General features: G+C 55.7%; 15 protein-coding genes. 2 read left to right on the top strand and 13 right to left on the bottom strand.

Annotated features, from left to right (window positions below; all coding sequences use genetic code 11):
• Positions 1-67: 67 nt before the first annotated feature.
• The 6 genes from L9W92_RS05235 to L9W92_RS05260 form a co-directional block, all read right to left on the bottom strand.
• Positions 68-2,446: an S-layer homology domain-containing protein gene (locus tag L9W92_RS05235; protein ID WP_240082702.1), complete on the bottom strand. Its 2,379-nt coding sequence runs from the start codon at positions 2,444-2,446 to the stop codon at positions 68-70.
• A gap of 20 nt (positions 2,447-2,466) precedes the next feature.
• Positions 2,467-5,790, bottom strand: a complete 3,324-nt coding sequence (locus L9W92_RS05240; protein ID WP_240082703.1) for a LamG-like jellyroll fold domain-containing protein — start codon at positions 5,788-5,790, stop codon at positions 2,467-2,469.
• 35 nt (positions 5,791-5,825) lie between these two features.
• Positions 5,826-6,746, bottom strand: a complete 921-nt coding sequence (locus L9W92_RS05245; RefSeq protein ID WP_240082704.1) for a tail fiber protein — start codon at positions 6,744-6,746, stop codon at positions 5,826-5,828.
• Between the two features lie 20 nt (positions 6,747-6,766).
• Positions 6,767-7,855, bottom strand: a complete 1,089-nt coding sequence (locus L9W92_RS05250) for a hypothetical protein (protein WP_240082705.1) — start codon at positions 7,853-7,855, stop codon at positions 6,767-6,769.
• A 113-nt stretch (positions 7,856-7,968) separates the two neighbouring features.
• The gene (locus tag L9W92_RS05255) at positions 7,969-15,267 is read right to left on the bottom strand and encodes a cadherin-like beta sandwich domain-containing protein (RefSeq protein WP_240082706.1); all 7,299 of its coding nucleotides are present in this window, start codon (positions 15,265-15,267) and stop codon (positions 7,969-7,971) included.
• 362 nt (positions 15,268-15,629) lie between these two features.
• Positions 15,630-18,713: an ATP-binding protein gene (locus L9W92_RS05260; protein ID WP_240082707.1), complete on the bottom strand. Its 3,084-nt coding sequence runs from the start codon at positions 18,711-18,713 to the stop codon at positions 15,630-15,632.
• 210 nt (positions 18,714-18,923) lie between these two features.
• Here L9W92_RS05260 and L9W92_RS05265 point away from each other — a divergent pair, with 210 nt between their 5' ends.
• Together L9W92_RS05265 and L9W92_RS19285 are read left to right on the top strand one after the other, a co-directional pair.
• The gene (locus L9W92_RS05265) at positions 18,924-19,517 is read left to right on the top strand and encodes a response regulator transcription factor (protein WP_376741784.1); all 594 of its coding nucleotides are present in this window, start codon (positions 18,924-18,926) and stop codon (positions 19,515-19,517) included.
• Positions 19,517-19,621 (top strand): winged helix-turn-helix domain-containing protein, encoded by a 105-nt coding sequence (locus L9W92_RS19285; protein ID WP_376741785.1) that lies wholly within the window; start codon positions 19,517-19,519, stop codon positions 19,619-19,621. The genes L9W92_RS05265 and L9W92_RS19285 overlap by 1 nt, the downstream gene beginning before the upstream one ends.
• A 211-nt stretch (positions 19,622-19,832) precedes the next feature.
• On the opposite strand, the gene L9W92_RS05270 is transcribed toward L9W92_RS19285, so the two are convergent.
• The 7 genes from L9W92_RS05270 to L9W92_RS05300 all read right to left on the bottom strand — a co-directional run bounded on the left by L9W92_RS05270 (position 19,833) and on the right by L9W92_RS05300 (position 26,872).
• Positions 19,833-20,087, bottom strand: coding sequence for a helix-turn-helix domain-containing protein (locus tag L9W92_RS05270; protein ID WP_240082708.1), 255 nt, complete (start codon positions 20,085-20,087; stop codon positions 19,833-19,835).
• Between the two features lie 11 nt (positions 20,088-20,098).
• Positions 20,099-21,925: a VirD4-like conjugal transfer protein, CD1115 family gene (locus L9W92_RS05275; protein ID WP_240082813.1), complete on the bottom strand. Its 1,827-nt coding sequence runs from the start codon at positions 21,923-21,925 to the stop codon at positions 20,099-20,101.
• 110 nt (positions 21,926-22,035) lie between these two features.
• Positions 22,036-23,541 carry a DUF3991 domain-containing protein gene (locus L9W92_RS05280; RefSeq protein WP_240082709.1) on the bottom strand — a complete coding sequence of 502 codons (1,506 nt, stop codon included), beginning with the start codon at positions 23,539-23,541 and terminating at the stop codon, positions 22,036-22,038.
• Between the two features lie 149 nt (positions 23,542-23,690).
• On the bottom strand, positions 23,691-25,475 hold the full coding sequence (mobP3, locus tag L9W92_RS05285; protein WP_240082710.1) for a MobP3 family relaxase: 1,785 nt from the start codon (positions 25,473-25,475) through the stop codon (positions 23,691-23,693).
• Between the two features lie 11 nt (positions 25,476-25,486).
• On the bottom strand, positions 25,487-25,894 hold the full coding sequence (locus L9W92_RS05290) for a hypothetical protein (protein ID WP_041313024.1): 408 nt from the start codon (positions 25,892-25,894) through the stop codon (positions 25,487-25,489).
• 415 nt (positions 25,895-26,309) lie between these two features.
• Positions 26,310-26,480, bottom strand: a complete 171-nt coding sequence (locus L9W92_RS05295) for a DUF6103 family protein (protein WP_240082711.1) — start codon at positions 26,478-26,480, stop codon at positions 26,310-26,312.
• 104 nt (positions 26,481-26,584) lie between these two features.
• Positions 26,585-26,872 (bottom strand): plasmid segregation centromere-binding protein ParR, encoded by a 288-nt coding sequence (locus L9W92_RS05300; RefSeq protein ID WP_240082712.1) that lies wholly within the window; start codon positions 26,870-26,872, stop codon positions 26,585-26,587.
• Positions 26,873-26,874 lie beyond the last annotated feature (2 nt).

Here is a 26,874-nt window from a genome sequence, read left to right on the forward strand (position 1 = left end):
GGCCGCAGTCCTCTTTTTTTACCGCGGCCTCAAGGTATTAGCTTATTTCTATTGGTGAAGCTTATCTTTAGTATTTATTGTAGATCCGGTACAAGAATACCGCTGCTTCGGCCCGGGTGGTAGGCGCTTGGGGATTCAATTTATCCCCGGAGCCTGCTATCAGTCCTTCTTTGACCAGGGTAGCCGCGCTGCCTATGGCATATTCGGCGATATCTCCCTTGTCGCTGAATTTGTCCAATACGGCAGTATCGCCCGCCGCCTTGAGCCCTTTATATTTTTCCAGCGCCCTGGCTGTGAGCACCATCATATCCTGCCGGGAGATATTCTCCTTCGGGTTAAAACGGTTATTTCCGCTGCCTGCGGCAATACCCAGCTTTTTGGCGATGCCGACGGCTTCATAATAGTAGGTGCCCGGCTCCACATCGTCAAAATTGCTGTCAAATTTCGCCGTCAGCCCCAGGGTTTTGACAAGCAGTACCAGATAGTCGGCCCTGGTGATGTTGGCAGCAGGGGAGAAGGTATTCTTTGAAGTCCCGCTGATGATGCCCTTGGAAGCCATAACCTCAATAGGTTTTCTGGCCCATTCCACACCACCCAGGTCACTGAAGGTCTTATGCACATAGGCTACGGCATAATGACTGAAATGGGTGGTGGTAAAGGTCACGGTTCCGGTGTCCGGGTCGTAGCGTCCGTTGGGTACTGAAATTACGTTGCCGCTGCCGTCGATGTACCAGATGACGATATGCTCTGGATCAGCCAGCTCCGCTACTGTCGGCGTATAGGGGATGCTCACCGTAACCGGCGCGTCCGGATTATTCCATTCGGTCTGCGTACCGTCCAGAGTCAAGGTGAGTCGGACAATGGGCCGGTCGCCGATGGCTGTTTTTACTTCCTCCGGCAGGCCGGATTTGTCTCCCTGGCCGATGGTGATACCTGCTTTTTTCCCTTCGGTTTCCGGCATTCCCGCCAGCATGTCGGACGGGATGGTGATACTGCCCGCGCCGGTGGAGAAGGTCAGTGCGCCTTCCCCTTGTGCGTCGGACAGGGAAGCCGCAGGTATTCCCACGGTATAGGAGTTCACGCCAGGAATGGAGGATACTGTAAGGACCGCTGTTCCCGTGCCGGCAAAAATATCTTTCGCCAGCGTACCCAGGTCTGTCGTTGCGCTGCCCGCATTTGTATTGACACTGACGGGCAGGGTGGTTTCCGTCGTGCCGATGCCGGAAATATTCGCTTTATACGTTGGTGTGGCAGGAGTGTTGACGCTGCCGCCTCCGCCGCTTCCACCACCTCCGCCGCCGGCACTGGAAGCCGTCAGGATCACCTTATATGTGTCGGTAGAGTCCACCGTACCGTCATTGGCTGTGAATATAAGGATGGTAGTACCTGCAGCAGTCGGCGTGTATGAATAATTCTTATTTGCCGCAACCGCCGCCGCGCCGTTCACCGATACCTTGTATGTCAAAGTATCGCCATTTGCATCCTCGAATATGGTTGAGAGGTCGAGGGTGTAGGCGTTGTTTACAGTTACAGAGACTGTTGCCGTCGCAGGTACGCCTGACTTGCGGTTCGGCGTCGTGTTCACGGGCGGCGTTGCCTCGGTGGTTACTGATTTCATGGTGTAAGCGGTCTTGTTCCCGGTTTCGTCCATAACAATGACGTTAAAGTAGTAAGTGGTATTGCCGTCTAAGCCGGTGATTTCTTTTGTGCCGATATCTGTTGCATAATCTCCTATTGCTGTGCCTTTATATACCGCGTCTGTTACCGTCCCTATATTGTCTGAGTATGAAAAATAGACCAGATACTGAAGAGCGCCCTGGGGACTCACATCATCCGTCGCCTTGCTCCAGCTCAAGGTGACTCCGTTATGTGTGAGGCCGCTGGCAATGATGGTTCCGTCCGCCACTGCCGGTGGAGTGGTGTCAGGCTGGGCCGGTACTGTATCTGTCGATACGGTCAGCCCTGCGCTCTCAGCCGATGCTTTGTGTGTGGAGGTTTCTTTGATCCTGGCTGTGAAGGTGTATTCGGTTTCCGGTGATAAGCCTGTGAATACATTGCTGTCCTGCCATGGACCTACGTCTACCCTGAATTCATAGGCTGCATTGGCTTCCAGGGTGACGCTGTTGTGCGTTTTGCTTACCAATGTTGGTACTCCTGGGGCCGCCGGTCCGTCGGCTTTGTCCACAACAGCCGTTGGAACACTGGTGACGCTGCCTGTGGCATGAATGCCATCGGCGGTGACGGTCACGGTGATTGTCTGGCCGATGTCGGCCTGCGTCAATGTGTAGGTTGAAGCTGTGGCCCCTGGTATATCCACTCCGCCGCGTTTCCACTGGTAAGTGGGCATGTCATCGCTTGTGTCCGGAGTATATGTTATAGCTGTTGTTATCGCCGTCAGTGTTTCACTGTATTTGGCATCACCGAGTATAGTAACACTTCCGTCCATGACCGGCAGCGATGCCGCTGTTACCGTACGGTTGCCTCGCCGTATACCCCGGAGCCGTCGTTGGCCGTCGCTCTTACAGTCACCGTACCTTCTCCGGTGCCCGTCAGCAATCCTGTGGAAGCGTTAATGCTGGCTGTACCCGTTCCGGAATACACGCTCCAGGTCACGGTTTTATCCGTGGCGTCGGAGGGCAATACCTCCGCTGTCATTTGCAGGGTACCGCCGTTCACCACTGTTGTCGCGTCGCCTGCCCCTTTTACGGTGATGGAAGCTACAAGGGTTGGCGGCGCTGCTGTTACGGAAATCGGCACGGTTACATTTACGGTATCCGTTCCATCACTGACCGTGACGACAACCGACGTATCGCCCGCCGACACGCCGGTGAGCGTTACGGTTCCACCGGCAAGGCTTGCCGTCGCCGTTCCGGAATCCGGGGCTGTTACAATGGCCGTGATGGTCAGCGGGTCATTTTCCACATCCTCCGCGATATCTGAAGCGGTGAACGTGGTTGAACTGCCTGTAATTACGCTCTGGGTCGGTAACGGACTTTTTGCCGCGGGCGGGTTGTTTGCCGATGGTTCCGCTTCGGTAGCCGGGAATACGGCGGTTACTACTCCGGTATCAGCGGGATTGCTTACTGTGGTTGCGCCGGCTACGGTAAAGAAGTTTTCAGCTACACCTGTTAGAGTGTATCCTGTCTTTGGCGTCAAGGTTATGGTAGCCGTATAGACCGTACCGGCGCCAAACGGATTGTCAGCCGGTGACCAGGTTACGGTTCCCATATATTGTGCCGTTTCGGTTATCGCGGTTACGGGTGTTGATCCCCTTACCGGGACGGGTACACCCGGAATAGCAGCAATGTTGATTACAGTTGCGGGATTTACGGTAATGCTTGCTGTTTCAACAGCTTCACTGAAAAGCGTTGAACCGCCGTTGACAGTGGTATTGGCTGTCTGGCCGGAAGAACTGACCCAGGCAGCCTCGCCGTAAATTGTGCCGTCGTGGTTCCCCGGCCCGCTGTCTGTGGCAACCGTCCCTGTTCCTTCATTAAACTTCCAGTTTCCAATAAGTCCGCTCTCACTGCCCGTTAAAGAGCCGTTTGCCATGTTATCCGCAATTTCAGCCGCATTGAGTTCCAGGCTCCACAAGCGGAAATCGCTGAAGATACCCTTGCTGAAGCGCTGCATTGTCCCGCTGTTGTTCCATGCGCCTATACTGAAGCTGCTCACATTAATGCCAGGGATAGCCGACAAGTTCCTATTCTTCGTCTCTTTGTACACGCCATTCACATACAGCTTGAAATTTCCTGTTGCTTTGCTGATTGAAACAGCGATGTGGGTCCACTTTCCGATTATCCCGTTGAAGTCATAATCAAACCGGACAAATGGCGTCGGTGAATTGGAGAGTGCAATTTCCAACTGTGTCGGATTTCCCTTGATGAACTGGGTGTGCAGCAAGCCCGGTATTTCCCAGTTGTTGCCGTTTATTATGACATTAAAGCCGTCAGAAAAGCTATCTAAGCGTATCCAGCTTTCTAATGTGATGCTGGAATAAGAAGTACCCAAACCCGAAACAGCCACATAGTCGTTTATACCGTCCAATTGCAAGCCCGCTCCGTTATTCTGCCATGCTCTGTATGTAAAAGTGGATGTGCCGTTCCAGCCGGCATTGGGGACAAAATGAAGGCGGGCATTTTCGTCCAGAAGCAGGGAATTGGCGCTCAGATCAACGTTTGAACCTGCAACACCGCTAATATCCAGCCAGGTGACACCCCCGTCAATGGAGTACTGCCATTTCCCATTGGTATTATCCACTGAAGTAACGGCAATATTTTTAGCTGTTGATCCGTCAGCGTAGGTTATCGAGCCGGTTGGCACAATTTCTGCGACGGTGTTGCCGATTGAGGTGTAATCACCTTCATTGATTCCTGTAAGTGTTGGGTAAAATCCCTCAACAGTTAAAATGGGCGCTTTGTTTTCCCAGATGGCGTACAGGGTTAAGTTCCCCGCAGGCATGGTCACGGTTGCTCCAGGCTGATAACTTTTGCCTGTTCCATTTGCAGCCGTGTTCCACTCCTTGAATTGCTTGCCGCCTGGTGCGGCAAAGGTGTTGTCCGCCGCAACAAATGTCTCGCCTTCGGCTTTATCGCTCTCTGTCGGCGCTGTTCCCGTTCCGCCGTTACCGTCGTAGGTCACGGTATAAACTCCAATTATATTAACGGCAAAATTGCCCCCTATGCTTCCCCCGGCGCTCCCGTCGGAGACGGTGAAGCTGAAGCTGTCCGCGCCGGTTGCATTGGTGTTCGGTGTATAGGTAATCAGGTTGTTGTCGATATCTGCCTGGGTGAATGTTCCTCCCGCGGCGACCGTGATTCCGTTTTTCCGGAGCATTCCCTTGGCAGGCGCCGTTCCCACGGCAAAGGTTAAGGAAGCCGCCCCCTGTTCGGGGTCGGCGGCCCTGAGCATGGTATTGGTGATCGTCACAGCCGGGCTGTTCTTATTGACGGTTAGTCCGGTATTGACCGCCAGCGACGGCGGGTTGCCGGTGGTAAAGCTATAGGAGTCGCCGTAAGCGGTCCCGAAAGCATTGGTGACATACGCCTTATAATAGTAAGTGGTATTCGCTTGCAGTCCGCTGAGCGTCGCTGTAAACGGGCCGGTGGCTCCGGTGGTTCCCGCCGCTGCGGCTGTGCCGGAGGCCAGCGTAAGATTGGCTGGGTTGGTGGAGTAGACGATTCCCCGCTCCACGGTAGCGTCGTTTCCCAGGGAGGTGACGTTTCCGCCGGCGACGGCAGCGGTTGCCCCGACCGAGGCCGGAGCGGCATTGGTGGTTACAGCCGGATCGGTCGTCCCGTAAATCTTCAGTTCGGTGATGGCGGCCCATTTATTGTTCAGTCCGTTTCCGGTGACCACCCGAACCCGGACATAGCGCGTGGTATAAGGGATGGAGACATCAAAAAAGCTTGTTCCATCCGAGCTTGCCTGCACCCGGTACTGTTGAATATTATAGGCAGCGCTCCACCCGGCGGATGACATGCCTATTACTTCGATATTGTCGATCCGGTAATTGCCACCCAGATCCACCTGCAGCCACTGGTTGGTTACACCGGAAGCTTTGGCGCAGACCCAGCGGCTGGCCGGAGCGGTGCTGCCGTCCACCGCCCGTTCCGGCCCGTACGGCGCCATATAGCTGCTGGCCGATACGCTGGCAGGCGATATTGGTATTAAATTGCCGGCGGCATGGGACGTCTGTGTGGTCCCCAGCAGCAGTGCCAAAACAAAAACTACCATGACCGTGAGGCGGCTGGTAATCCCGGCTATTCCAAGTTTTCGAGCTTTGTTCATGACATAACCTCCTTTCAAGCCTTACATTCTTCCAATCAAGGGCTTGGAAGGATTGCATACTGCTCATCCGCCACGATGCAATACGTTCCCAGGTTCGTCACGCCCCAGGGGTTAGATGGATTGGCACCGCCGTCCAGATTCGGCAGATTGAAGGTACTGCCGCCGCCGCCGTACAAAGTGCCCAGTAGGGAGGACAACCTCGAGTAAGCAGAGGCGGAGAGGGATTGCCCGTCACAGCGCAGCCAGCCCGCCGGCGGTGTACTTGCAGAGGCGTCGGCTCGGATAGCAAAGAGTCGGATTTCGCCGGTGTACACAGTAGGGAGGGCATACGTCTCCTTAGTAGCAGAAAAAGGAAAATATCCATCCGTACAAATGCAGTAGCGGCTGCCGGGAACGGGCTCCAGGCCGCGCAAATCGGGCAGGGCGAAGTTGGTAGTGTCGCCGCCGTAAGCCGTGCTTAATAAAGTATATAAAGCGGTGTTTCCGGACACCGGCATCACATCCCCGTTGCACTGGCGCCAGCCCTTGGGAATGGGTGTCGCCGGCGAATACATAAAGAGGCGGATCTCGCCAAGGTAAGGATTGATCGTATCAAATGTGTCGGTGCCGGAATCCGGATAGACACCGTAGGCCGCTATAAAGTAACGGCCTTTGCCGGCTCCCCAGGGGTTGGCGCTTCCTGCGCCGTTGAGATTGGGGACGGCGAAGGTATTCATCCCGTCGCCTCCATAAGTTATCCCAAGCATGTTATACAAAGCATCATACTGGGCAATCTGTAAAGCCTGGCCGTCGGCGGGCACCCAGACGCCGTCGTTGGGCACGAAATCAAAGGCAAACAAGCGGATCTCCCCGAGAAACGGGGTTGATCCGGCGTCGGCCCGGGCCGAAAATGGGCATAACATGACCGGAGCAAGCAGGAAGATGGTGATAAGGATTTTGAAAATTCGTTTACACATGCTTAACACCTCCGGAGATATCAGGGCTTCTTCTTGTTCTTGTACTGAGCAACCAAATTCCTGCATTCTCTCAGGTAGTCCTCCCATAAGCCGTATAACAGCCTAACGGCCTCATCTTCGGCATCCGGGCAGACCCCCAGCGCTTTCAACTGCTTGTCGGTGAGCGTCATCTGATCGGAATAGGCGTTAAATATCCGGTCCCATACAACGCCCGGCCCCGGGTTATTTAGTTTTCCGTAAGTTCCCCAGAGCCCTTTTGTATCGTTATATAAGGCCATGTCGGCCAGGTCTCCCGCGTCCAGATTTGTGACGGCGGCGCAGATGCGGTTGGCCATCTGGTGGCAGACGCCGGAATGGAGGTAAATGATGCCGCAGCAATCGCCGAGACGAAGTTTGCCGCTCGGTGTTAACGTTGATACATCCGGCTTTCTTCCATAGTCCGTCCTGCTTTCATCGATTTCGAAGCTGCAAATCGCCCGGGCCAGCAGGAGCTGGTCTTCGGTGGCCGTGAAGGACAGCGAAGGATAAACCCAATCATTTGAAGGATCATCGGGATAAGTGCCACCATAGCAGTCAAAATTCACAGTACGGCTCCCGTCAAAGCTCACAGCCTTCACGTAGGCATGGGCCGCCCACTGCCACTTGTCAAGTACCGGTGCGTATTTGCAGCCATAGTGCCCAAAGTTGAAAATATAGTCAGGCGGGTTATCAGTCCATTGGGATTGGATGATCAAGGTAAAGGAGTCATTGTCCTTTGCTGTGTCAAAGTATCCCGGGAGGGAATTGGGAGCAACCCAATCTTTATTATGGCTGTTGTTGGCGCGCAGGCCGGTGCTGACCCGGTCGCCGTTGTGGGACCATGGATCCGCAAATGCAAAAAACTCAATGGTAGCCTTATTGACAACGTCCTGGACATACCACCACCCCCAGTTGCCGGACCGGAGCCCCGCTTTAGGCAAATCAATCGTTCCAATTTCCACTATCCTTTTCCCTTTTTCTCCTCCAGGAATAAGGGCGCCTGAATTGCAGCTGATGCTATCTCCCCAACTGCCGATGCATTGAAAGTCATGGTTCGAGTTATTTATAACCCTTATGGTCATAGCACACATTTTAATGCCTCCTCATAATAAAGTTTGCTAATACGTATTTGCCACGGCCCCGGTATATGAGTACCGGGATTGTAAGCCGCAAGGCTTTAAACCCTTGCGGCTTGCGACCTGGTCTATTTTGTCAGCAAACTGTACAGCACCTGGGCCATCTGCGCCCTGGTGGTGGTATCCTTCGGTGAGAGCCTGTTTCCGCTGCCGCCGATGGTTCCGGCATCCACAAGCAGCTTCATGGCGTCCTTCGCCCAGGGGGCTATGTCGCCAACGTCGCTGAAGCTTGAGAGCGTACTGCCGGAACTGCCCTGGGGCAGCCTGCCGATTGCTTTCAGCGCGTTGTACAGCAGGGTGAACATTTCCTGGCGGGTGATTTCCTTCTCAGGAGCGAACATGTTGCTGCCCACGCCCGCGGATATGCCGAGCCTCTTGGCCGCAGCAAGGTAGCCGGTATACCAGGTGCTGCCCGCGTCCGCGAAGTTGTCCTTCGGATTAGCGTCGGGGGCTATGCCGTATGCCTTCATCAGCATGACGATGAATTGGCCCCTGGTTAGCTTCGCTTCCGGGCTGAAATTGCCGTCCCCCGTGCCGGTGGTGATCTCCCTGGCGGCTATGAAGGAAACCGCCTTGGCATACCACGCATCCTTCACCACATCCTTGAAGCTCACTTGCTTGAAGCTTACGGCGTAATAGCTGAAATGGGTGGTGGTGAAGGTTACGGTTCCGGTTGCGGGGTTATACCTGCCGTTAGGTACGGAAACCACGTTGCCGCTGCCGTCGATGTACCAGACCACAATGCTTTCGGGGTTCGCCAGCTCCGCCGCTGTTGGTGTGTAAGGTATCGATACTGTCACCGGCGCAGACGGGTTGTTCCATGTCTTTTGCTCGCCGTCAACTGTAAGACCCAGCTGTATCACCGGTTTATCGCCTATGGCATTTCTAACCTCCTCCGAAAGTGCCGATTTATCAACATTTTTAATTGTCAAGCCTGCATCACCCTGATTTTCGAATCCTGTACCAGCGAGCATGTTGCCCGGGAGTGTGACTTTACCTGCATCAGTTATTATTTCAATGTTAATGTCAGGCTGCGGATTGGAAAGCGCTGCTGTCGGAAGCTCCACATTATAGCTTCTCGTAGCCGACTTGGGCAGTTCAACCTCCAATGTCTTTTTCCCGTCATCACCCGTCAGTGCGCCTTCGAGTGCTTTATTCAGAGTATTGGCATCAAGCTCTGTTTTTACGGTACCTGTAGCTGCATCCACAGTCATGGCGGTCTTCAATCCGCCAACAGTTGCTGCTGGAGGTTGCACAGGCTGAGGTTGAATTACCGAGGTTCCACCACTGTCTCTTGGCGCTGCCGCCCTATTTACAATGACAGTATATGTCCTGGTGGTTACACCATCCTGTGCCGTAACGACAATTGTAATCGTATTGCTTCCAACGTTAAGTGGTATGGCTTCGGACGGCCGACCGCTTTCTATGTCCTTTCCGTTCACCTGCACCCTGGCATTGACGTCCGCCGCAACAGGGGTAACTGTGGTGCTTGATACTCCATGGGATACGTTCAGCTTATAGCTTACCGTATCCGGCGCGAAGCTCAGGCTCCCGGCACTCAATGTCAGCCCGCTGAGGTTTGCATTGGAGGACAGCGGCTGCTCTGCCACCGTAAAGTGTATGGTGTAGGTCAGCACGGCGCCGTCCTCGGCAGTGACTTCCACTTTGGCTGTTCCGGGCAGGGACGCGGCCTGAGTGATACGTACGGTTGCCTTGGAGTCATTCGGCGTTGCGCTGACGGCAGCTGCCGGGCTGCCGGGCTGAGTGCCGTAAGGCAGCTGGGCAGTATATTCATACAGGTTGTATACAAAGCCGGTAACGGTTTCTCCGCCTACTTTCAGATCGCTTAAAGCAGCGTCACCGGATGGTACGTAGTTGCTGACAGTGTTAACTGTCATTAATGCGCTGTCTCCCACATCAAAAGAAATTTCAAAGTCTATGGAATTTCCTTCGGTCAGGTTTAGTCCGGAGAGATAGGTTTCCTTTATGGTCAAGGTGTTCCCGCTTACGTTGTAATCCGCAGGTGATGCCAAATGAACTGGACCGTAGACCACATCAGTGACGGTACTTGCGCTGCCCCAGGATATGGTCGTGCTTACATCGCCGGGGCTATCCAGATCGAAAGTCACTGTTGTCGGGCTGACGGTTGCGCTGATGATTTGCGGTGTTGAATCGGATATATTGACGGTCAGCGTCGCCGCATCGCCCTTGTCAAACTCAACCGTCAGCACAAGGCTGCCTGCCGGCTGGGTGGCCAGATACTCCTTCTTTATGGTCAGGATATTTCCGTTTACAGCATAGTTTTCCGTTCCAATGGACGCTCCGGCCTTCTTGACATCGGTAACGGCTGCGGCGTCATTCCAGGTGATGGTGGTTTCCACATCCGCCTGGTTGGCCGGGTTCTTGTCGAAATCAGCAGATACCGGAGAAATAACGGCATTCTCTACCGTCTGGCCCTTAACGGTCACCTTGAAGGTTTTTATTGCCGCATTGCCGGAAGAGTCCTCAGCCATGCAGGTTACAGGTGTAGTCCCCACAGGGAATACCGAGCCCGGCGCCCTTGAATAGCTGGCCGCAACCGGACCGTCCACCAGGTCCGTGGCAGTAGCGGTAAAATTGACCGCCGAGCCGTCGGGTCCTGTCGCGTCCACTTCTATATCGTCCATGGAAGCAAATGTTGGAGGAGTCGTATCCTGTACTTTGACCTTAAAGCTGGCCGTGGCGCTGTTGCCCGCTTGATCCACGGCGGTAACAATCACGGTAGTTTCACCCAACGGGAATATCGAGCCCGGTGCTTTGCTGTAGGTCACAGGCACTTCGCCGTCCACGGCGTCAATGGCCCTGGCCGCAAAGTTCACCACCGCCCCGGCGGAGGAAGTCGCCTCGGCCGTGATGTTCCCCGGCGTCCCGATGGACGGCGGCGTGGTGTCAGGCGGCGCCGCTCGGTTTATGGTTACGGTGTAGATTTTGGTGGTTTTGCCGTCCGGCGCGGTGACTGCAACCTCAACTTTGTTTGCTCCCACACTGAGGGGCGCTTCTATCCAGCCGCAGTAATCCACTGTGTATGAAGTGACATTCCCGTTTGCATCCGTGTCGATGCTGTACGGGTATTCTGCCGTAGCCCCGTTGAAGGTCAGAGACGCTCCGGGGTACATGGGTTTGGCGCGGAGGTGGATTTTGTCCGCCTCGCTCCTCACGTTGACGGTGTAGGCGTATTTTGCAAAATCGTAAGTCGGATTCAACCCTTCTATGCTATTTTTGTCTATGCTTACCTGCAGTCCGCTGTTATTGTGCATCCAGGCGTTCGCAGAAGGGGAGCGCAGGATGGTGATGTTGTAAGTCTTGCTCGCCTGCAGGTTCGGAGATCTGACGGTCAGCGTCAGATCGATGGGGTCAAATGTTTGTATGGCGCTCACTTCGATCAGGCACTGGTTTGACATTGGAACAGTATTGACAAAGTATTTGTTGCCTGGATTTGGATAGCTCACGTCAACTCGTGAACCGCTTGACGCGTATGGCAGCGTTATCTTGACCTGCCCCGGCAACCCCGGGTACGCGAGGGCAGTAGCGCCATCGCCCGGGGTATACGGGATCTTGAGCACATAACTTGTTATCTGCTGACTGAACGGCTGGTCGAAACTGCCGCAGTCCGCAGTGATGCCAGAAAGATCGGCAATCATTTCCGGCGGCGTCGGCCGCGTCACATTGAGCCTGTATGTCTCAGTGTCGCCGTTCGCCGCCACAACGGTTATCGGGATCTTATTCAATCCGTAACCCAGGGCGGCTGTTCCGCGTCCTTGATACTTGGGATAGGAGTCATACCCGTTGATGAGGGCATAAGCATCCCCGTCGGCAGGCCTCGCATATATGTTGATGTTCGATACATCGGAAGCCACGTTCAAAGAGTACTCGTTTTTGCCGGGCTCCAGCGTAATCGGCGTCTGGACGCCGCCGGAAATTTCATAGCTGAGATCCAGCAGACCCGTTTGGCCGCTGGATCCGTTGACCATGAGCACATACGTGGTTTTACTGCCGGCGGGGTCGGTGACATAGACGGGAATGGCGTAACGGGAGCTACTACTGAACTGGCCTATTTTTGTCCAGCCTGTTGCGGAAACGCTGAACAGCGCATCCGACCACGGATCGTCGTAAGATACGTCGGCACCCGCTGAAAGAGGCGCTGCGGTTATATAGACCCTGGCATTCTCATTTACAGTAAAACCATGACCGATGACAGCAGGATCGAATTCTATGACCGGCGCGTCTTCTCCGTCGCCTATCTTGACCGCCAGCCTCGTAAGTGGAACGCCGGCACGGATCACGTTAATGCTATACATCTTTTGCGTCACGCCGTCCTGGGCGGTGACGACAATCTCAAAGTTGTTGTCCCCCGGCTTGAGTTCCACCGTTTTGTCCACGCCGCAGTCCCCGGTACCTTCCCCGTTCAGCGTCACAACGGCGTGCGGCTCGCTGGCCCCGGCGTGGATGCTGATGCTTGCGACGTCCTCATTGACGCTTACGGTGTAGGATGTTGTATTCTTGTCAAAGGCCGGGTCCAGAGCGCCCTGGTTTACGCTCAGCTCGGCAAGGGTGGCGTCTTCGGACGGCGCCCGGTTCACTTTGACCGTGTAGGTGTTCGTGTCGGTATAGTCGCTGACCTCAAAGGCGATGATGTTTTCTCCCACATTGAGGAAGGTTTCGAATGTCTGCCCGCTGGACCAGGGCACGCCGTTCACCTTGAGGGCGGCGGCTATATCTTCCAACACCGGAACGAACTTGACGCTGGTATAGTCAAGCGGCAGGTTCATGACATAATTGTTCTGGTCGGAACTAAACCCATCGGCAAAGGCCAGATATGTCGGTGAAGTCAGGGACTTGAGCTTGATGGAAGGGCTCTGTTCTACCTTCAGTTTGTAATCCTTCACCGTCGTCCCGTCTTCCGCCCATACAGCGATCGGTATCTCCGCGTCGAACCCGTTGAGGGTAACCGTATAGGGCTGATTTGCATCCACCGGATTGCCGTAAATCCTCACTTTGGCGCCGGGGCTCTGGGGCTGGACATGAAGAGTGATGCCGACTGTGTTATAAGGTATAAACACCTTGTAGTCGGTATCTGTATCGTTCAGCTCGGGCACTAGGGCACGCTGCTCATCGCCGATTTTTACATCCAGCTTCTTTAAGTTCGCGTTTGATGAAAGGTGCTCGGTGTAAAGTCCTTCTATAGTGCCGTGAAATTCCTCCAGGATCAGCTTGAGCAGGCTGGTATCCAAGCTGGCCCCGCCCTGGACTCCCAGCTCCACGCCCTCGCCCAGGCTGACGCCGCCGCTGGCGCCCACCGAAATGTCGATGCCTGCTTGGGCCAGGCCCGTCACGTCGTCAAACTGCAGTTCTCCCAGAGAAGCTACGAAGAAGATCATTTCGGGGTTGGTTTCCATGTACACGGAGGCCCCGCCGTCCACCGTCACCACCGCTTCCGCTCCCAGGTCGGCGCTGGCGCCCGCTCCAAGGTCGAGGCCGAACATGGACCCGTCGATGCTTTTGATAAACTCGAGCAGGTGCTCTGTGCTACCTCCCATGTACGACTCGATGTTCTGCAAGGGTTCCAGGCTGCCTTCCCTGGCGGCTTGAAGCATGGCCCGGTTTAGCCCCCTGAGACATTCAATATATGCCCCAGCCGCCTCTACGAGCGGTTTGGCCGAAAGCTCTGCAGTAAGCTGCACATAGAGGGGCGTGCAGATGTCAAAGCTCAGCACCGTTCCCTCCGCCAGGTTGTCAACCACCTCGTCCAGCTTGTCAAGCTGGTCGGGCACATCCTGGTCCACATTGCCGCTCAGCATGTTGCCCAGTAAAAGCGCCAGGCCTTCAACGGTATCGCTGATGAATTCTCCATTGGCAGCGCTCACCAGGGCTTCCCCGCCAGGAATGGAGGCCTCGGCGGCAAACAGGTTGAAGGAGCTTTCTGTGCCGCCGTCACCGCCTCCCGAGGTGCTGCCTTCTCCCGCTAAGTCAAGGGATAAGGAAATGCCGACACTGGTTTGGGCAACTGCCCCCACAGTGTCATTGACGATATTTTCAAATACCGGTTTTGCGCCGTTTTCCCAGGAGTTTTGGAGCCTCGCGGTCACTTCTTCCAAGGCTTCACTACTGAGATCGCCGCTTAACACACAGGACGCAATCCGATGGACATCGTTGGTCATTACTTCCGCGTTTTCTAATAAACCTGCTAAAGCATCAACTCCAATGTTTGCCGCCGCATCCAAGGGCAGTTCCAGGTACAGCCCGCCGGAAGCGCTGATGCCCGGCCAGACGGTATCCGCCACCCCCAGCCCCACCAGCCCGGCGATATCCACGCCTAGGGTAACCGAACCGATGGCCCCGGGGTTTTCAGCAGAGCAAAGCTGCAACTGGTCAATGGCCGCTTTGATGACCCTGGCCGCCGCCTCGGAGCCGAGTTCGCCTTTTTCCGCCTCTGCAATCAGGGCTCTATTCATGGCGATCATAGTCTGGTTGGCTACTCTCTGCGCCTCTTGAGGCGACACTCCCACCGAGAAGCTGGCCTTGGCCTCGCCCTCGATGGATACCTCCGCATCCGCCGTTCCCTTCAGGCTTACCTCAAAGTTCAGGTTTACCTGGGTGTCGGTCATACCGCCGATTTCAACCTTTATGTACTGCTCCTCCTGGCTTCCCCAGGGGATATAGCCCCGCGCATATACCGTGGGCATATCCATCCCGAAAGGCAGCCGGGCATGGATATAGTCCTTCCCGTTGGGGGTGATGTCATAGAAAGCAGTGGTTATGTGCCCGGGATTTTCAAAATGGGCCGCATTCCCCCCGCCCAGTGGGTCGTCATTGGCGATGCCGTAAACGGCCTGGCTTCCGCCGGGGCCATCCACCCACATGCACAGTGAGATGTAGTCCCCTTGCTTCTTCGCCCAGGCTCTCGCTCCCAGGTCGCTGCCCGAATACCCAGGTATCGGCACGGCAAAATCAACGTCGAAGTCGAAGGGTACGGCCCCCAGAATTTCGGTAACAACGTTGCCGGTTTCCGCAATTTTCTGCAGCACAGGCATGATTGCGGAAAGCTGCGCTGCCGCCTCTTCCGCCTTTGCTTTGGCGTCGTCTATGACCATCTGCGGTACTTTCTCCATCACCGGCAAAGTGCCGTTTACCGCATCTTCCACCGCGTTGGCCACATCGTCCACCAGATCCTTCATACCCGTTTGTTCAAGAGCTTCGTTGGCCAGTTCCTCTACTGACGGAAACGCATATGCCTGCACAGGCATAACAAGATTCACCATCAGCAACAGGACAAGGGATAAAGCCAGAAAAGAACTGGTGCTTCTTTTCCTGCGTCGTCTGCCATTCATAAAATTTTCCTCCTTCCAGATTGGCATAAGCGATCATCATAATGCCTTTTCAAGCAATACATTTTGCTCGCGGAATATTATAGCAGACCAACCTTTAGGCTCTATCCCTTTTTACCTTTAGGGAAGGTAAAGATGAAAATTTTTTTGTATTCAGGAGGCAGGAGTCAGAAGATAGAAGTTAGAAATTTGGAAGTCAGAATTGAGAATACGGAAGCCGGATTATGGAACCGGAATGCGGGCAATAAAAAACACAGGCTGCTTGCTTAAGCCTGCGTTTGAAGTCAGAATAAAACAGCGTTTTTCTGAGGTCATATATTGAATATCGAATTCTGAATACTGACTGCTGACTTCTGACTACTGCCTTATGCCAGTTCTTTTTGAATTTTCGCAAGCTCCCGGCGGATTTTTTCCGCCAGCTCCCCGGCTCCCTCAAGGGCGCCGGCATCGGCCTTTTCCTCCATCTCCCTGCACAGGGCGGCGAAGGAGGCGGCTCCGATAAACTGCCCGCTTGATTTCATCCCGTGGGAGAGCAGCCGGACACTCAAGGCGTCTTTTTCCTTAAGGGCGGCTTCCAGCGCGGCAAGCTTTTCCGGCATATCCCGCAGGAAGGCGGCCAGCACCCGGGACAAAAGCGTCGGGTCCGCACCTACCGTTTGCAGCAGCTCCGCCTTTTTTTCCTCCGGAACAAAGGAGGGGAGAATGATCTGGCTTGCGACATCGGCCTCGGCAAAAGCGCTCCCCAAAACCGCCCCCCCGCTTTTCACGGCGCCCGGCAGCCAGCGCGCCAGCGCGCCGGACAGGACGTCCAGCAGGACGGGCTTGCTTATGTAATCGTCCATGCCGGCGGCAAGGCTCCTTTCCTTTTCCTCAAGGGATACGCCGGCGGTGACGGCGATGATAGGGGTATGCCTGTTTCCCCCGGCCTCCAGCCTGCGGATAGCTGCCGCGGCCTGAAATCCGTCCATGCCCGGCATGCGGCAGTCCATCAAAACCAGGGCATAGTTCTTTTGGGAAAACATCTCCACCGCTTTCTGCCCGCCGGCCGCGGTTTCCGCCTCCAGCCCCAGCTTGCCAAGCTGCATGGACAGCACCCGGCGGTTGAATTCAAAATCATCTACAACCAGCACCGACCCCGGGCTGTTTTCCCACAGGTATGACGCCGTTGTCTCGCTGCCGGAGGGCTTTCCGTCCTCCAGGGCCGGCTTGGCATCGGAAATCTTTAAGGGAACGGTGAACTTAAACAGCGAGCCAACTCCTGCGGTTGTCTCAAAGGCGATGCTGCCGCCCATCAGCTCTGCCAGGCGCCTGCAGATGGAAAGCCCGAGGCCGGCGCCGCCGTGTATGCTGTCCGTCCGGGAATGTCCCTGGGTAAAGGGCTGGAAGATGCTCCACCTTATTTCCTCCGGTATGCCGGGGCCGGTGTCTTCAACCTCGAAGGTAATTTCAACCGTCGGAATACAGGGGTCAGAATTCAGGAGGCTGGAGCCAGAAGCCGGATTTAAGCGCCGCTTCGTGGCAGGTACGTTTCTGTTATCCGGTGTCAGATCCCTGTTTTCCGCCATATAAGCCCGCAAGGTAATGCACCCCTTTTCGGTAAATTTGACGGCGTTGTTCAAAAGGTTCAAAAGCACCTGGCGCAGGCGCAGCGGGTCACCCCTGAGGACCGCCGGGACAGACGGGGAGAATTCGGAGACAAAGCCCAGGCCTTTTCTGGCGGCCATGGGTTCGATGAGGCTCGTCAGGTAGCGCTCCATGCTTTTTGTCTCAAAATCCTTTTCTTCCAGTGAAACGGCGCCCTTTTCTATCCTGCTCAGGTCCAGCACGTCGTTTATAAGGGAAAGCAGAAGGTTTGAGCAGTCCCTGACCACCGAAACATACTCTCTTTGTTCCTCATTTAAGGGAGTGGCCTCCAGAAGCTCCAGCATGCCCAGCATGCCGTTCATGGGAGTGCGGATTTCATGGCTCATGGTGGCTAAAAAATCGCTTTTGGCGCGGCTGGCGCAGTCAGCTTCCTCCTTGGCCCTGACCAGGTCGGAGGTCCTTTCCTGCACGGTGTTTTCCAGGTTCCGGCTGTATTCCTCCAGCCTTTTAAGGGCTTCGCTCCTCTCGCCGTCCAGCTTTAAGAGCTCGGTATTTTTGTCCCGCATTTCCTCCGAGAGCTTTTCCACGGTGGCAAAGGAGCGGGAGAAGCGCATGGACAGGACGCAGCACTGAAAAAAAATGAAGACGAACACGCCGAAATCGCCGATGTAGGGGCCCCACAGGATATCGTTGGAAACCAGGGAGTCGTTGACGACTGCCAGAACAAGGGCCGCGGTGCCGGGAAGGAAGAGGGCGGCGCCCTCGCGTTTCCTGGCTATGGCGCGGATCAGGACGGCGCCCAGAACAAAAAGCAGCAGGGCGACGGCATACGCCTCATAGAACGGCATGAGCCAGGTGTACACCTTGGGCGGGGTCAGCAGCACAATGAGGCTTGAGGCGGCGCCGACGGCCCAGGCGGCTGCGGCAAGCTTTGCGGGCATCTCGTCGGGATACAGTATTTTCATAAACTGGATAAAGGCCGGAAGCGCCAGGTAAAATCCGAGGTACTGCACGATATAGATGGCGTTCCAGCTCAAGCCGGGAAGATAGCTTAAAATGAAAATCTCGCCTGTGACGCTGGCCCTTGCCGCTATGAATAAGCAGAGCAGGGCGCAGAAAAGAGGAGCCCTGTCCTTACGGCGCAGCAGGTAAAGCCCCAGGTGGTACACGGCCATGATCAACAGGCCGCCGCACAAAAAGAGGGTGCTGAAGGCCTGTTTTTCCCGCAGCGCCTGGAGCTGGCCGGGGGTGCCCATTTTGATGCCGGTCCAGATGCCCCCCTTGCGGTGGGTGAAGTTGGCGATCTGCAGGATGATTTCAACGGTCCCGGCGTCATTTTGGAAATTGACAAGCCGAGGAAAGGCCTGGGGCAGGGTTTCGTCTTTGTTTGTCCCTACTCTGCCGTTTTCCGAGAGAAGCTCGCCGTTGACCCACAAGCGGTAGGAAGTGGCAAAATCCAGTATTTTAAGGCCCATCACCGGTTCACCGGCATTGGTATGGATAACAAGCCGGTAGGTGGCATAACCCTCGCCCGGCAGCTTTTGCCCCTTCTCGCTCCCCGGCGGCGCATAACCGTTCCAGGTGCCGGGAACGCGAATATATCCGGTCCGGGAGACTGCCCCGTCCCCTTTAAAATCTTCGGGGCTCAGAAGCTGCCGCCAGTAGAATTCCCACTCGCCTTCCAGGCTCAAAACGCCATCTCGCCCGAAGGACCAGTTCCTGAGATCAAGTACGCCTCCTGCGGCCCGGGGAGGCTGCGGCGCCTTCGACGACAGATGGCCTGATATGTAAAAGGCCGCGGTTCCCAGGACTACTGCGGCCAGGAGAAGAAATACTGCTGTTTTCAGCTTTCCCGCATTGCTCAAGAAATGCACCTCCCATTTCCAAAAACGGCGCCGGAAGTCATGCGCCCCAAACCGTTTCCATAGTTATGCGGAAACAAAATACCTTCAAATTTGCAGCATATCAATGAAATATGCTATAATTTGATATATATTGATATTATAGCAGATATTTGAGGGATATTGAACTTTTGATTCATCCGGCGCCGGATGTTCAGGAAGGAGGCGGGAATCTTGGCAGGCGAAAAAATCATGATTGTGGACGATGAGGCGGTTGTCCATGAGCTTCTTACCCATTATCTTGAAAGAGAAGGCTTCAAGGTGTTTTCGGTTTACAGCGGAAGCCATGTCCTGGACAAAACCGCCTTCCACAAGCCCGACCTGATATTGCTGGACATTCTGCTGCCGGGGCTGGACGGCCTTGAAATCTGCCATGAGCTCCGCAAAAAATCCGATGTGCCCATTATCTTCATCACCTCAAGGGACGCTCCCCATGAAGTGGCGCTGGGGCTTGGCATCGGCGGGGACGACTATGTCAAAAAGCCCTTCAACCCTGTGGAGGTGGTTGCCAGGGTCAGGGCGCAGCTGCGCCGCTTCCGGAATCAGTGCACATTGCAGGAAGATGAGCCTGTCGTCCTTGCGTTTGGCGACCTGCGCATCAACCTGTTCGACCGTACCGTGGAGATGAAAGAGGAACGGGTGGAGCTTACCGTCAAGGAGTATGACTTGCTTCTTTTTCTGGCCCAAAACCCCAACCGCTACTTCAGTTCCGACCAATTGATCGAGGCGGTGTGGAATCATCCCGGTCCATCAGCCAGAAAGCTTTGATGACCCATATCAGCAACCTGCGCAAAAAGCTGGGGGAGGACCCCGACAGCCCCAGGTACATTGCCACGCTGAAAGGGGTCGGCTATATGTTCAGCAGCCGCTAGACGCGCTCTTTCACCGGACATCTTGCAGAGTTTGTATCCGGTCCGATACAATCCGTGTTTGACAGTTGTTCTTTTTCTGCCGTTAAAATATTCATAGAGTGGGAGGTTCGCCTTGACGGTTCACCATGGCCTCTCCCCCGGTTCACCAGAAGGACAGACCGCCCCCTTGGCGCGGCAATAAGCTTTTTCACCATCCGTCCCGCGCAGCCGATTACTGCACATAATACATGCAGCTGCTCTTGCCGCCGTTTTCCCGCCACCTTTGCTCCTTGCGAATCCAGCCGCTTTTTACAAGATCGCCGATGGCCCGCTTGACGGTGCTGCGGGACAGCTTCAGCTCCGCGGCGATGGTGTTAATCGCCGGGTAGCACTTGCCGTCCTTGTCCGCCCGGTCCTTGAGGTACATGTACACGGCCACCGCCCGGTGCGGCAGCTCCGAGGCATAAAGGGATGCAAAGTAACCCACAGCTTCACCTCCTATTCAATACGAACAGGCGCTTCCGGCTGCCTTGATTTAAGCAGCGCCTTTGTTTTCGGCGCGGCTTTCGCTTCTTCCCTGACCGGCGCGTGCGCCATGCCGCCCGCCGCCGGCGCCGCTTCCGGTTCCTCGTCGGTATCCACGCAGGCCGCGTGCCGCCGGATGATTTCCTGTTCCAGCTCCCCGCGGTCGGCATAGGCTACCTTGCGAGCGGATTTCTCCGCAATCTCATAGGGCTTGCCGAAGGTGATGCCCCATTCGAGGAACAGCTTGAGGGTGCCGCGCATGGGATTGGCCCCGGTCTTGGTGACGATGAAGCGGCCTTTGGGCATGCTTTTCAGCTCGTCCGGCGTCATCAGGGGGCGCTGGATCATCTGCAGGGACTGGCCGGGATCGTTTTTGCCGCGGCTTACCGAGCCGCTCATTACGGTCCTGTTGCCGAGGGCTTTTGACAAAACTTCAGCGGACTCGCTGTTGGGCGCGAAACCGCCGAACACCATGTCCTGGCAGTTGTCGACGATGATGGACGCGCCCTCCTTGCCGTAGTTCTTCTCCAATTGAGCGAAGCTCTGGATAATGGCCACGATGGATATGCGGCGGGAACGGGAGGCGGAAAACATCATCTCGATGGATTCAATTTTGGGAATGGTGCCGATCTCGTCCAGGTACATCATGACCCTGTTGGGGAGCCTGCCGCCATGCTCGTCGGCCACGGCCAGCATCTCCCGGTAGAGTTGCTGGACGATGAGGCTGATCAAAAAGTATTTGGTGCTGTCTTCCTCCGGCATGACCAGGAAGATGGCGCTTTTTTTAGTGCAGAACTTTTCCGCGTCGATGGCGGTGTCAAAGCAGAGGATTTGCTCCAGCTCGGAATCCAGAAAGGCGTTCAAGCGGGACAGCGCTGTGGAGAGGACGCTCTGCATGGCCTGTTCCGCGCTGTTGACAGCCGCCCCCGCGAACCAGCGGGCCTTGTGCTCCGGAGGCAGCTTTTCAATCAGCAGCTGGAATTGGTTTTTGCCCTTGACTCCGGAGGGAGCCAGCAGGTCCTGGATCAATTTAAACACGCTGATGATGTGCCGCTTGGACGGCGGGCAGTATTCCGCGACGAGCAGGATGACAGAGGTCAGAAGCCCCTCGGCGGCGTCATAGAAGAAAGCGTTTTGCCCGTAGGCCGCCGCGTCCGCACCTCCCGGATTTATTATGGTCTTGGCGATGATTTTGGCGTACTTCTCCGCTCTGGCTTTGAAAGAAAGGTTCTCCGGATCGGCGATATAGGCGTCCATATACTTGTTGACCAGATGGAGCATGTTGTTGCCGTCGCTTCTGGTAGGATTGCGCAGGTCAATGACCGCCACATCGTAGCCGTAGTGTTCCTTCGCGATGCCTCCGTAGTTGCGGTACAGGTCGCCCTTGGTGTCGGTTGTGATGAAGGACATGCCGGAGGCGCAGGCGTATTCCAGGTTGGGGTACAGGAAATGAGCCGTCTTGCCGACGCCGGCGGCGCCGATCATGAGGCAGTGAATATCGCCGGTGTCCACCAGGGCGGTGACGCGGCCGCGGGATATTTTGCAGCCCACCACCAGCCCCTGGGCGGAGGGCAGGTTCTTTTTCCCCCGCCACAGCGTCGGCGTGTAGGGCAGGTGGACATATGTCCTTTTGATTTCCCCTTTGCTCGCCCAGCGCGCGGTGCCGTGCTGTCCGTCGCCGACGGTTTTGGATTTGATTCCGTTTAAGGTATAATAATGGGCCAGCAGGGAAAGGAAGCCGATAACCCCGAACATGGTCAAGGCCGCGGCGGTCAGCGTGATGATTTGGGATGTTTGCATGGGACACCTCCTCATGGGTGGTTTTGCTTGCTGTTTGTGGAGAAGGATTTGCAAAGACGGCAGAGGATTCCGCCGCCTTTGTCTGTATATGTTCTCGCCGTCATGCCTTTCTACAGCATGAGTCTTTGTGACGCCAAACCCGTATGCTCCGCCTGTTGAACATTCCCGTCCGCTTTTTGCAGGCAAAGCGTTTCAGTATTCTGTTTGAGTTCTTCAAGGCGGACAAAAATCTGCGACCTGACGCAGTCCAGCGCAAGGCGCAGGTAAGATGCGATGAGATTATGCTTGTCTTCCGGACTGCGGAGGCCGGTCGCGCTGATCTGGCGGTTGAGAGAGGAAACGTCCTGCCGCAGGTCATCCGCCCTGGAGCGCAGCATGCCCCGGTCCCGGTGGGGACGGTAGCTGTCCTGAAGCTCCGCAATGAGCTGCTCTATGGCCGCCGGCTGTTCCATCTGCCGGTATTGTCTTTGGGCTGCAAGCAGAGCTGCCGCCGCCATAACTTCCAGATGCTCCGTCACCGCAGGCGCCTTTCCCTGCGGCAATTTTCCGTTTGCTATCAGGGGTTTCAGCTTTTCATAATGCTCCAGCAGCACAGCGTCCGGATTGTGCGCAGATATTAAAGATTTGCAGGTTTCATAAAGCCCGGCGCAGATTTCCGGCAGGACCTCCAGCTTGGGATGGCCCTGTGCCGGGATGGATGCGACGCCGTTCTTTGCTTTTAAGTCTTCATTCCAGTCCTTGTATTCCGGTTGCCGGACCGACACCTTCCAGTATCCCCGCGCCTGGATGATTTCGGTTAGCCGTCCCGCGGCTTCGATGCCCGCCTCGTCATGGTCCAGGCACAGTACAACCTTTTGCAGGCGGGGGTTTAATTCAAGCTGCCGCAGCAGGGCGTGTTCGGCCACGCCGTCCAGGGCCACGTAGCTGTTTTGCTTCCAGTCCTCCGGGTAGAGTGTGATAAAGGACAGCATATCTATGGGCGCTTCAAACACATACAAGGTGTCGTTAGCGCCTATATGATGGAAGCTGTATGCCGGGTCGCTGCCTTCCACGTTGCCCCGGTAGCTGCCGCCCACGGTGTAAAGCCCCCGTTTGTGCGCATGCCTCGGGACGCCGTTTTCATCATACCCGACAAAAACAGCGTTGTGATATTCTTTTGTTTTATCCGCGGACCGCTCGCAGCTTTCATAAAGCATTTTTGACTTCGCGAAATGGGCGATAACATCCCGGTCTATGAACCGCTGTTTGATCAGGTACGCGTAGACGCGGCGCATGTCGCTGTTCATTTCCGGCAGTGCAAAGGGCTTGCGGGGAGCCGGGGCGCTTTTATGGGTTTGATTCCATTCCACGCCCCCTTCGCCGCCCAGGAGCAGCGTCACCGCCTCCGGAAAGGACAGGCCGTAGAATTCCCGCACGAAGTCGATGGCGAGGCCGCCTTCCTCCCTGCTGTGCCTGTACCATTGGTTGCCCCGGATGGTCACACTGTCATGCCGCTTCCAGCGCCAGTCCCTTCCGGCGCGGGTGAGCTGCTCTCCCTGGCGCCGCAGGAAGTCCGCTATGTCTATCGAATTGGCCCGGCGTTTTTGTTCATCGGTGAAGGGAATGTATTTGCTCATGATATCCCTCCCCAATCAGCGTTTCCGTTTGCCGCACCTGCGAAAAAAAGCCGCCCTTTGCGGGAGCGGCTTGCGATTGGAAGGCAAACGCGGGATAAGCGCTTTATCTTTTTTGCGTAAATATTCTTTCATCATGGAAATCCCTCCTGTTAATAGCTTTGGCGAGGTTCGCGATCGTCATGGGCGTGGCCCTGGGCCGCTTTTTTCTGCGCCAGCTTTTTGCGCAGCTTGCGATCCACCTGCATAACGCCTCCACCAAATCGCTTTTGCTCGTTGCGGAAGATATTGCCCAGGTGGTGCATGAGCCGTGTGGCCGCCATCAGGACCGACGGTTCGCGGAAGGAGTCCACGCGGTCGAGGAAAAACTGCGCATAGATGTTTCCCTGTCTGGCTGACAGAGAAAGCCAGCGTACCGCGGCCTCCCGGTCCCTTGGAACCTCATGCCCCATAAGGTAGAGCTTTCCGAGCGCATACTGCGCATATTGATTTCCCTGTTCCGCGGAAGCAGTCAGCCACTTGACGGCCTCATCCACATCTTTGGGAACATCCTTTCCCAGCATATAGAGCTTGCCCAGCCTGTACTGGGCGAATGAATTGTTCTGCATTGCGGACTTTTCCAGCAGTTCTACGGCCTTCGGAACATCTTTGGGCATATCCTCGCCAGTAAGATACAGCTTTGCCAGCGCGTATTGGGCATGGACGTTGCCCAGCCGGGCCATCTTTTCAAAATATGCAGCCGCCGCGGACACATCCTTGGGAATATCTTCTCCCGCGAGATACAGGTCTATTTCCATATCCTCATCCGGCTCAAAAGTGAAATGGTGGCCGCCGATGCTCATTGCCTCGGCGATCACCATATTTTTTATGCTCTTGAATTCCTTCCGCCTGGAGAGAGGCAGCGGATCGGGAAGCCTGTCGGCATAGGTGCGCAGTACTTCGTTGCGCAGCTCGCACCATTTTTCGTAGCACCGGGCCACCCGCTCATCCCTGGCCAGCTCGTCCACGATCTGATCGACGACCGCCTTGAGGGGCGCTTTCAGATAGCCGTATTGCTTTTTGCCGGAGGTGTGCTTGAGCCGCTCCGCCAGGCGCGCAATCAATTCCTCAATGGTTTTGTTTTCGCAGACTCCCGAACTTATCTGACCGATGATTTCCCGCATGGACTCCCGGCTTTGTCTGGTCAGGGCATCGCGGCGCTTCGTCTGTTCGGAATAAATCTGAATAAGGTCCTGTTTGAAGATTTCCCTTGCCAGGCTGCTTCGCATGTTTTCAATGCCCTGTTTGGTGAGATAGGCTTCCGTGGGATTAACGGAGTATGCGATTAAATGTACGTGAGGATGATGACCCTCGTTATGGTAGGCGGCGTACCAGCGGAGATTCTCCGGGGGAATCTTCATCTGCTCCGCGATATGGTTGCGCTGTCCCCGGATCAGGTCCCGCCACGCTTTGGCGTTGTCGTAGCCGAGCCGAGCCGCGTCCTCCCGGCGCAGGGAGATGACATTGGTCCACACGTTGCCGGGGTGATTGGCGACTTCCTCCGCCACTTTGGACAGCACCACAGGCAGGCCGGCGTCGGTAAACAGGCCATGGCTGCCGAGGGCCTCCGCCCCCGGACGGTTGGCGATGTATCCGACATAGTTTTCGCGCTTGCCGAGGAGATCGAGGTTTTGCTCCAGCGCCACGGCGATAAACTCCGACGCGTTTTCCCTGGTCTTATCTTTAAGGTAGTCTTCGTACTCGAAGAGGCCGGCCGTGTCGGGAAGCTTGCTTATGATTTCTGCGATGAGCCGCTGTTGTTTTTTGGTGGCGGGAAGCAGTCCCGTGTTGTCCGGCACTTTTTCCACGCCCTCGCGGGTGGCCGCGTATTCTATGAAATTGGCAAGGTGTTCCGACGCGTTTTTCAGGTAACGGCATTTGAAGATGATCCTCGGCATGGTTCGTCACCCTACTCGCCCTTCTGGAATTTCACCACGTCCTCGAAGGTGACGGCGCCGACGGATTTCTTCACGTCGTTCACGCACTTGCCCCGCAGCCTCTGTAGCAAGGCTTCGTCAATCTCCGCGTTGGACGCGATGATGTTCATCATCATGGACATTTCCACCGCCAGCTTGAAGAGCAGGCGGGCGATCCTGTTCTCCGAGCTTTCCACCACCCCGGCCATGGCGGAGGTTAGGGCGGCGGGCAAATACTTCATGCTGTTTTCCGCGGAGATGTAGCCGCAGTAAAACAGGACCGCCTTTTCGATGAACTCGCTCTGGCTGCCGCAGTTGTCCTTTTTATACCATTCCTTTACCTGCTTCCGCGTTTCCGGGCGCATCCACAAGGGGAATTTCTTTTTGTTTTCTTCTGCCATATTGTCTACCTCCATTCCGGCGCGCGTAGACCGCGACGTCTATTGCGACACCTGTAAAAAGCCTTCGGCTATAGGTTTTGCCGCGTTCCGCGACTCCTGACCCGACTCCAAATGGCAAAATCCGACCCCGGCGGGAAACGTCCTTCAGCCCGCGTTGCGGGCTGATGTGAGCCGAGGCGGGGGCGTTTGCGACCCCGCCTCTTTAACCTGCAAGGTTTTCGACCCCATGGTTCATCTCACCTGAATCGGCGTTTTATGAGGCTCTGTTCCGGAGATGGTTTTGCCCTTTCCCAGGCTCCTTCAAAAAGCCCCGACACGAGGCGTTATCCTGCCAACAGGTGCAACGATGCCACCCCTGCCGGGAAAACGCAACACAGGGGCGCACGGGCGGCAACACGGGCGAAGGTCGCATGTGCTAATTCCGCCCGTCGATGGTTTCCCTGACTTCGGCCGGCACATACGTTTCATACAGGCTTTGGAGCAATGACTCCAGACCTGCCTGCAGTTCTGTTTCATCCTTTATATATTGCCGGAGGACGCGCAGCTTTTCAGCGTCATACCGGATTTGAACGGTTGATTGCTTCATGAGCGTTTCACTCCTTCCTTGTTTAACCGGGGAAAATGTGAGCCAAGTTGGTGCAAGTTTCAGTCAATCGTCGGGGTAACGACCGAAATGTGAGCCAACTTGGTTTACATTTCATCCAGCGCATGAATGAGGCTGTCCGGAAGGTCAGCCAATTGAACCTTGTCATCCGTTTCTTCCCGCGGCATTTCTTGGGGCTGGAGCCGAAGCTTTTTCAGCTCGTCCCTGACCGCCTGGCGGACCATTTTCTCCATGCGGTCAGCCTGTTTTGCCGCCAGCATGTTGGCAACCACATACTCGGTGCGCTGCCGGCTGCCCTGGTTCGCAACCAGCGCTTCGGCCTCCCGGTGCCTTGGGTCATCCATATCAAACGAGAGATAGTATCGTTTCCGCATAG

Origin of the sequence: Pelotomaculum terephthalicicum JT (genome assembly GCF_022410535.1) — a bacterium.
Classification (GTDB): Bacteria; Bacillota; Desulfotomaculia; order Desulfotomaculales; family Pelotomaculaceae; genus Pelotomaculum_D; species Pelotomaculum_D terephthalicicum.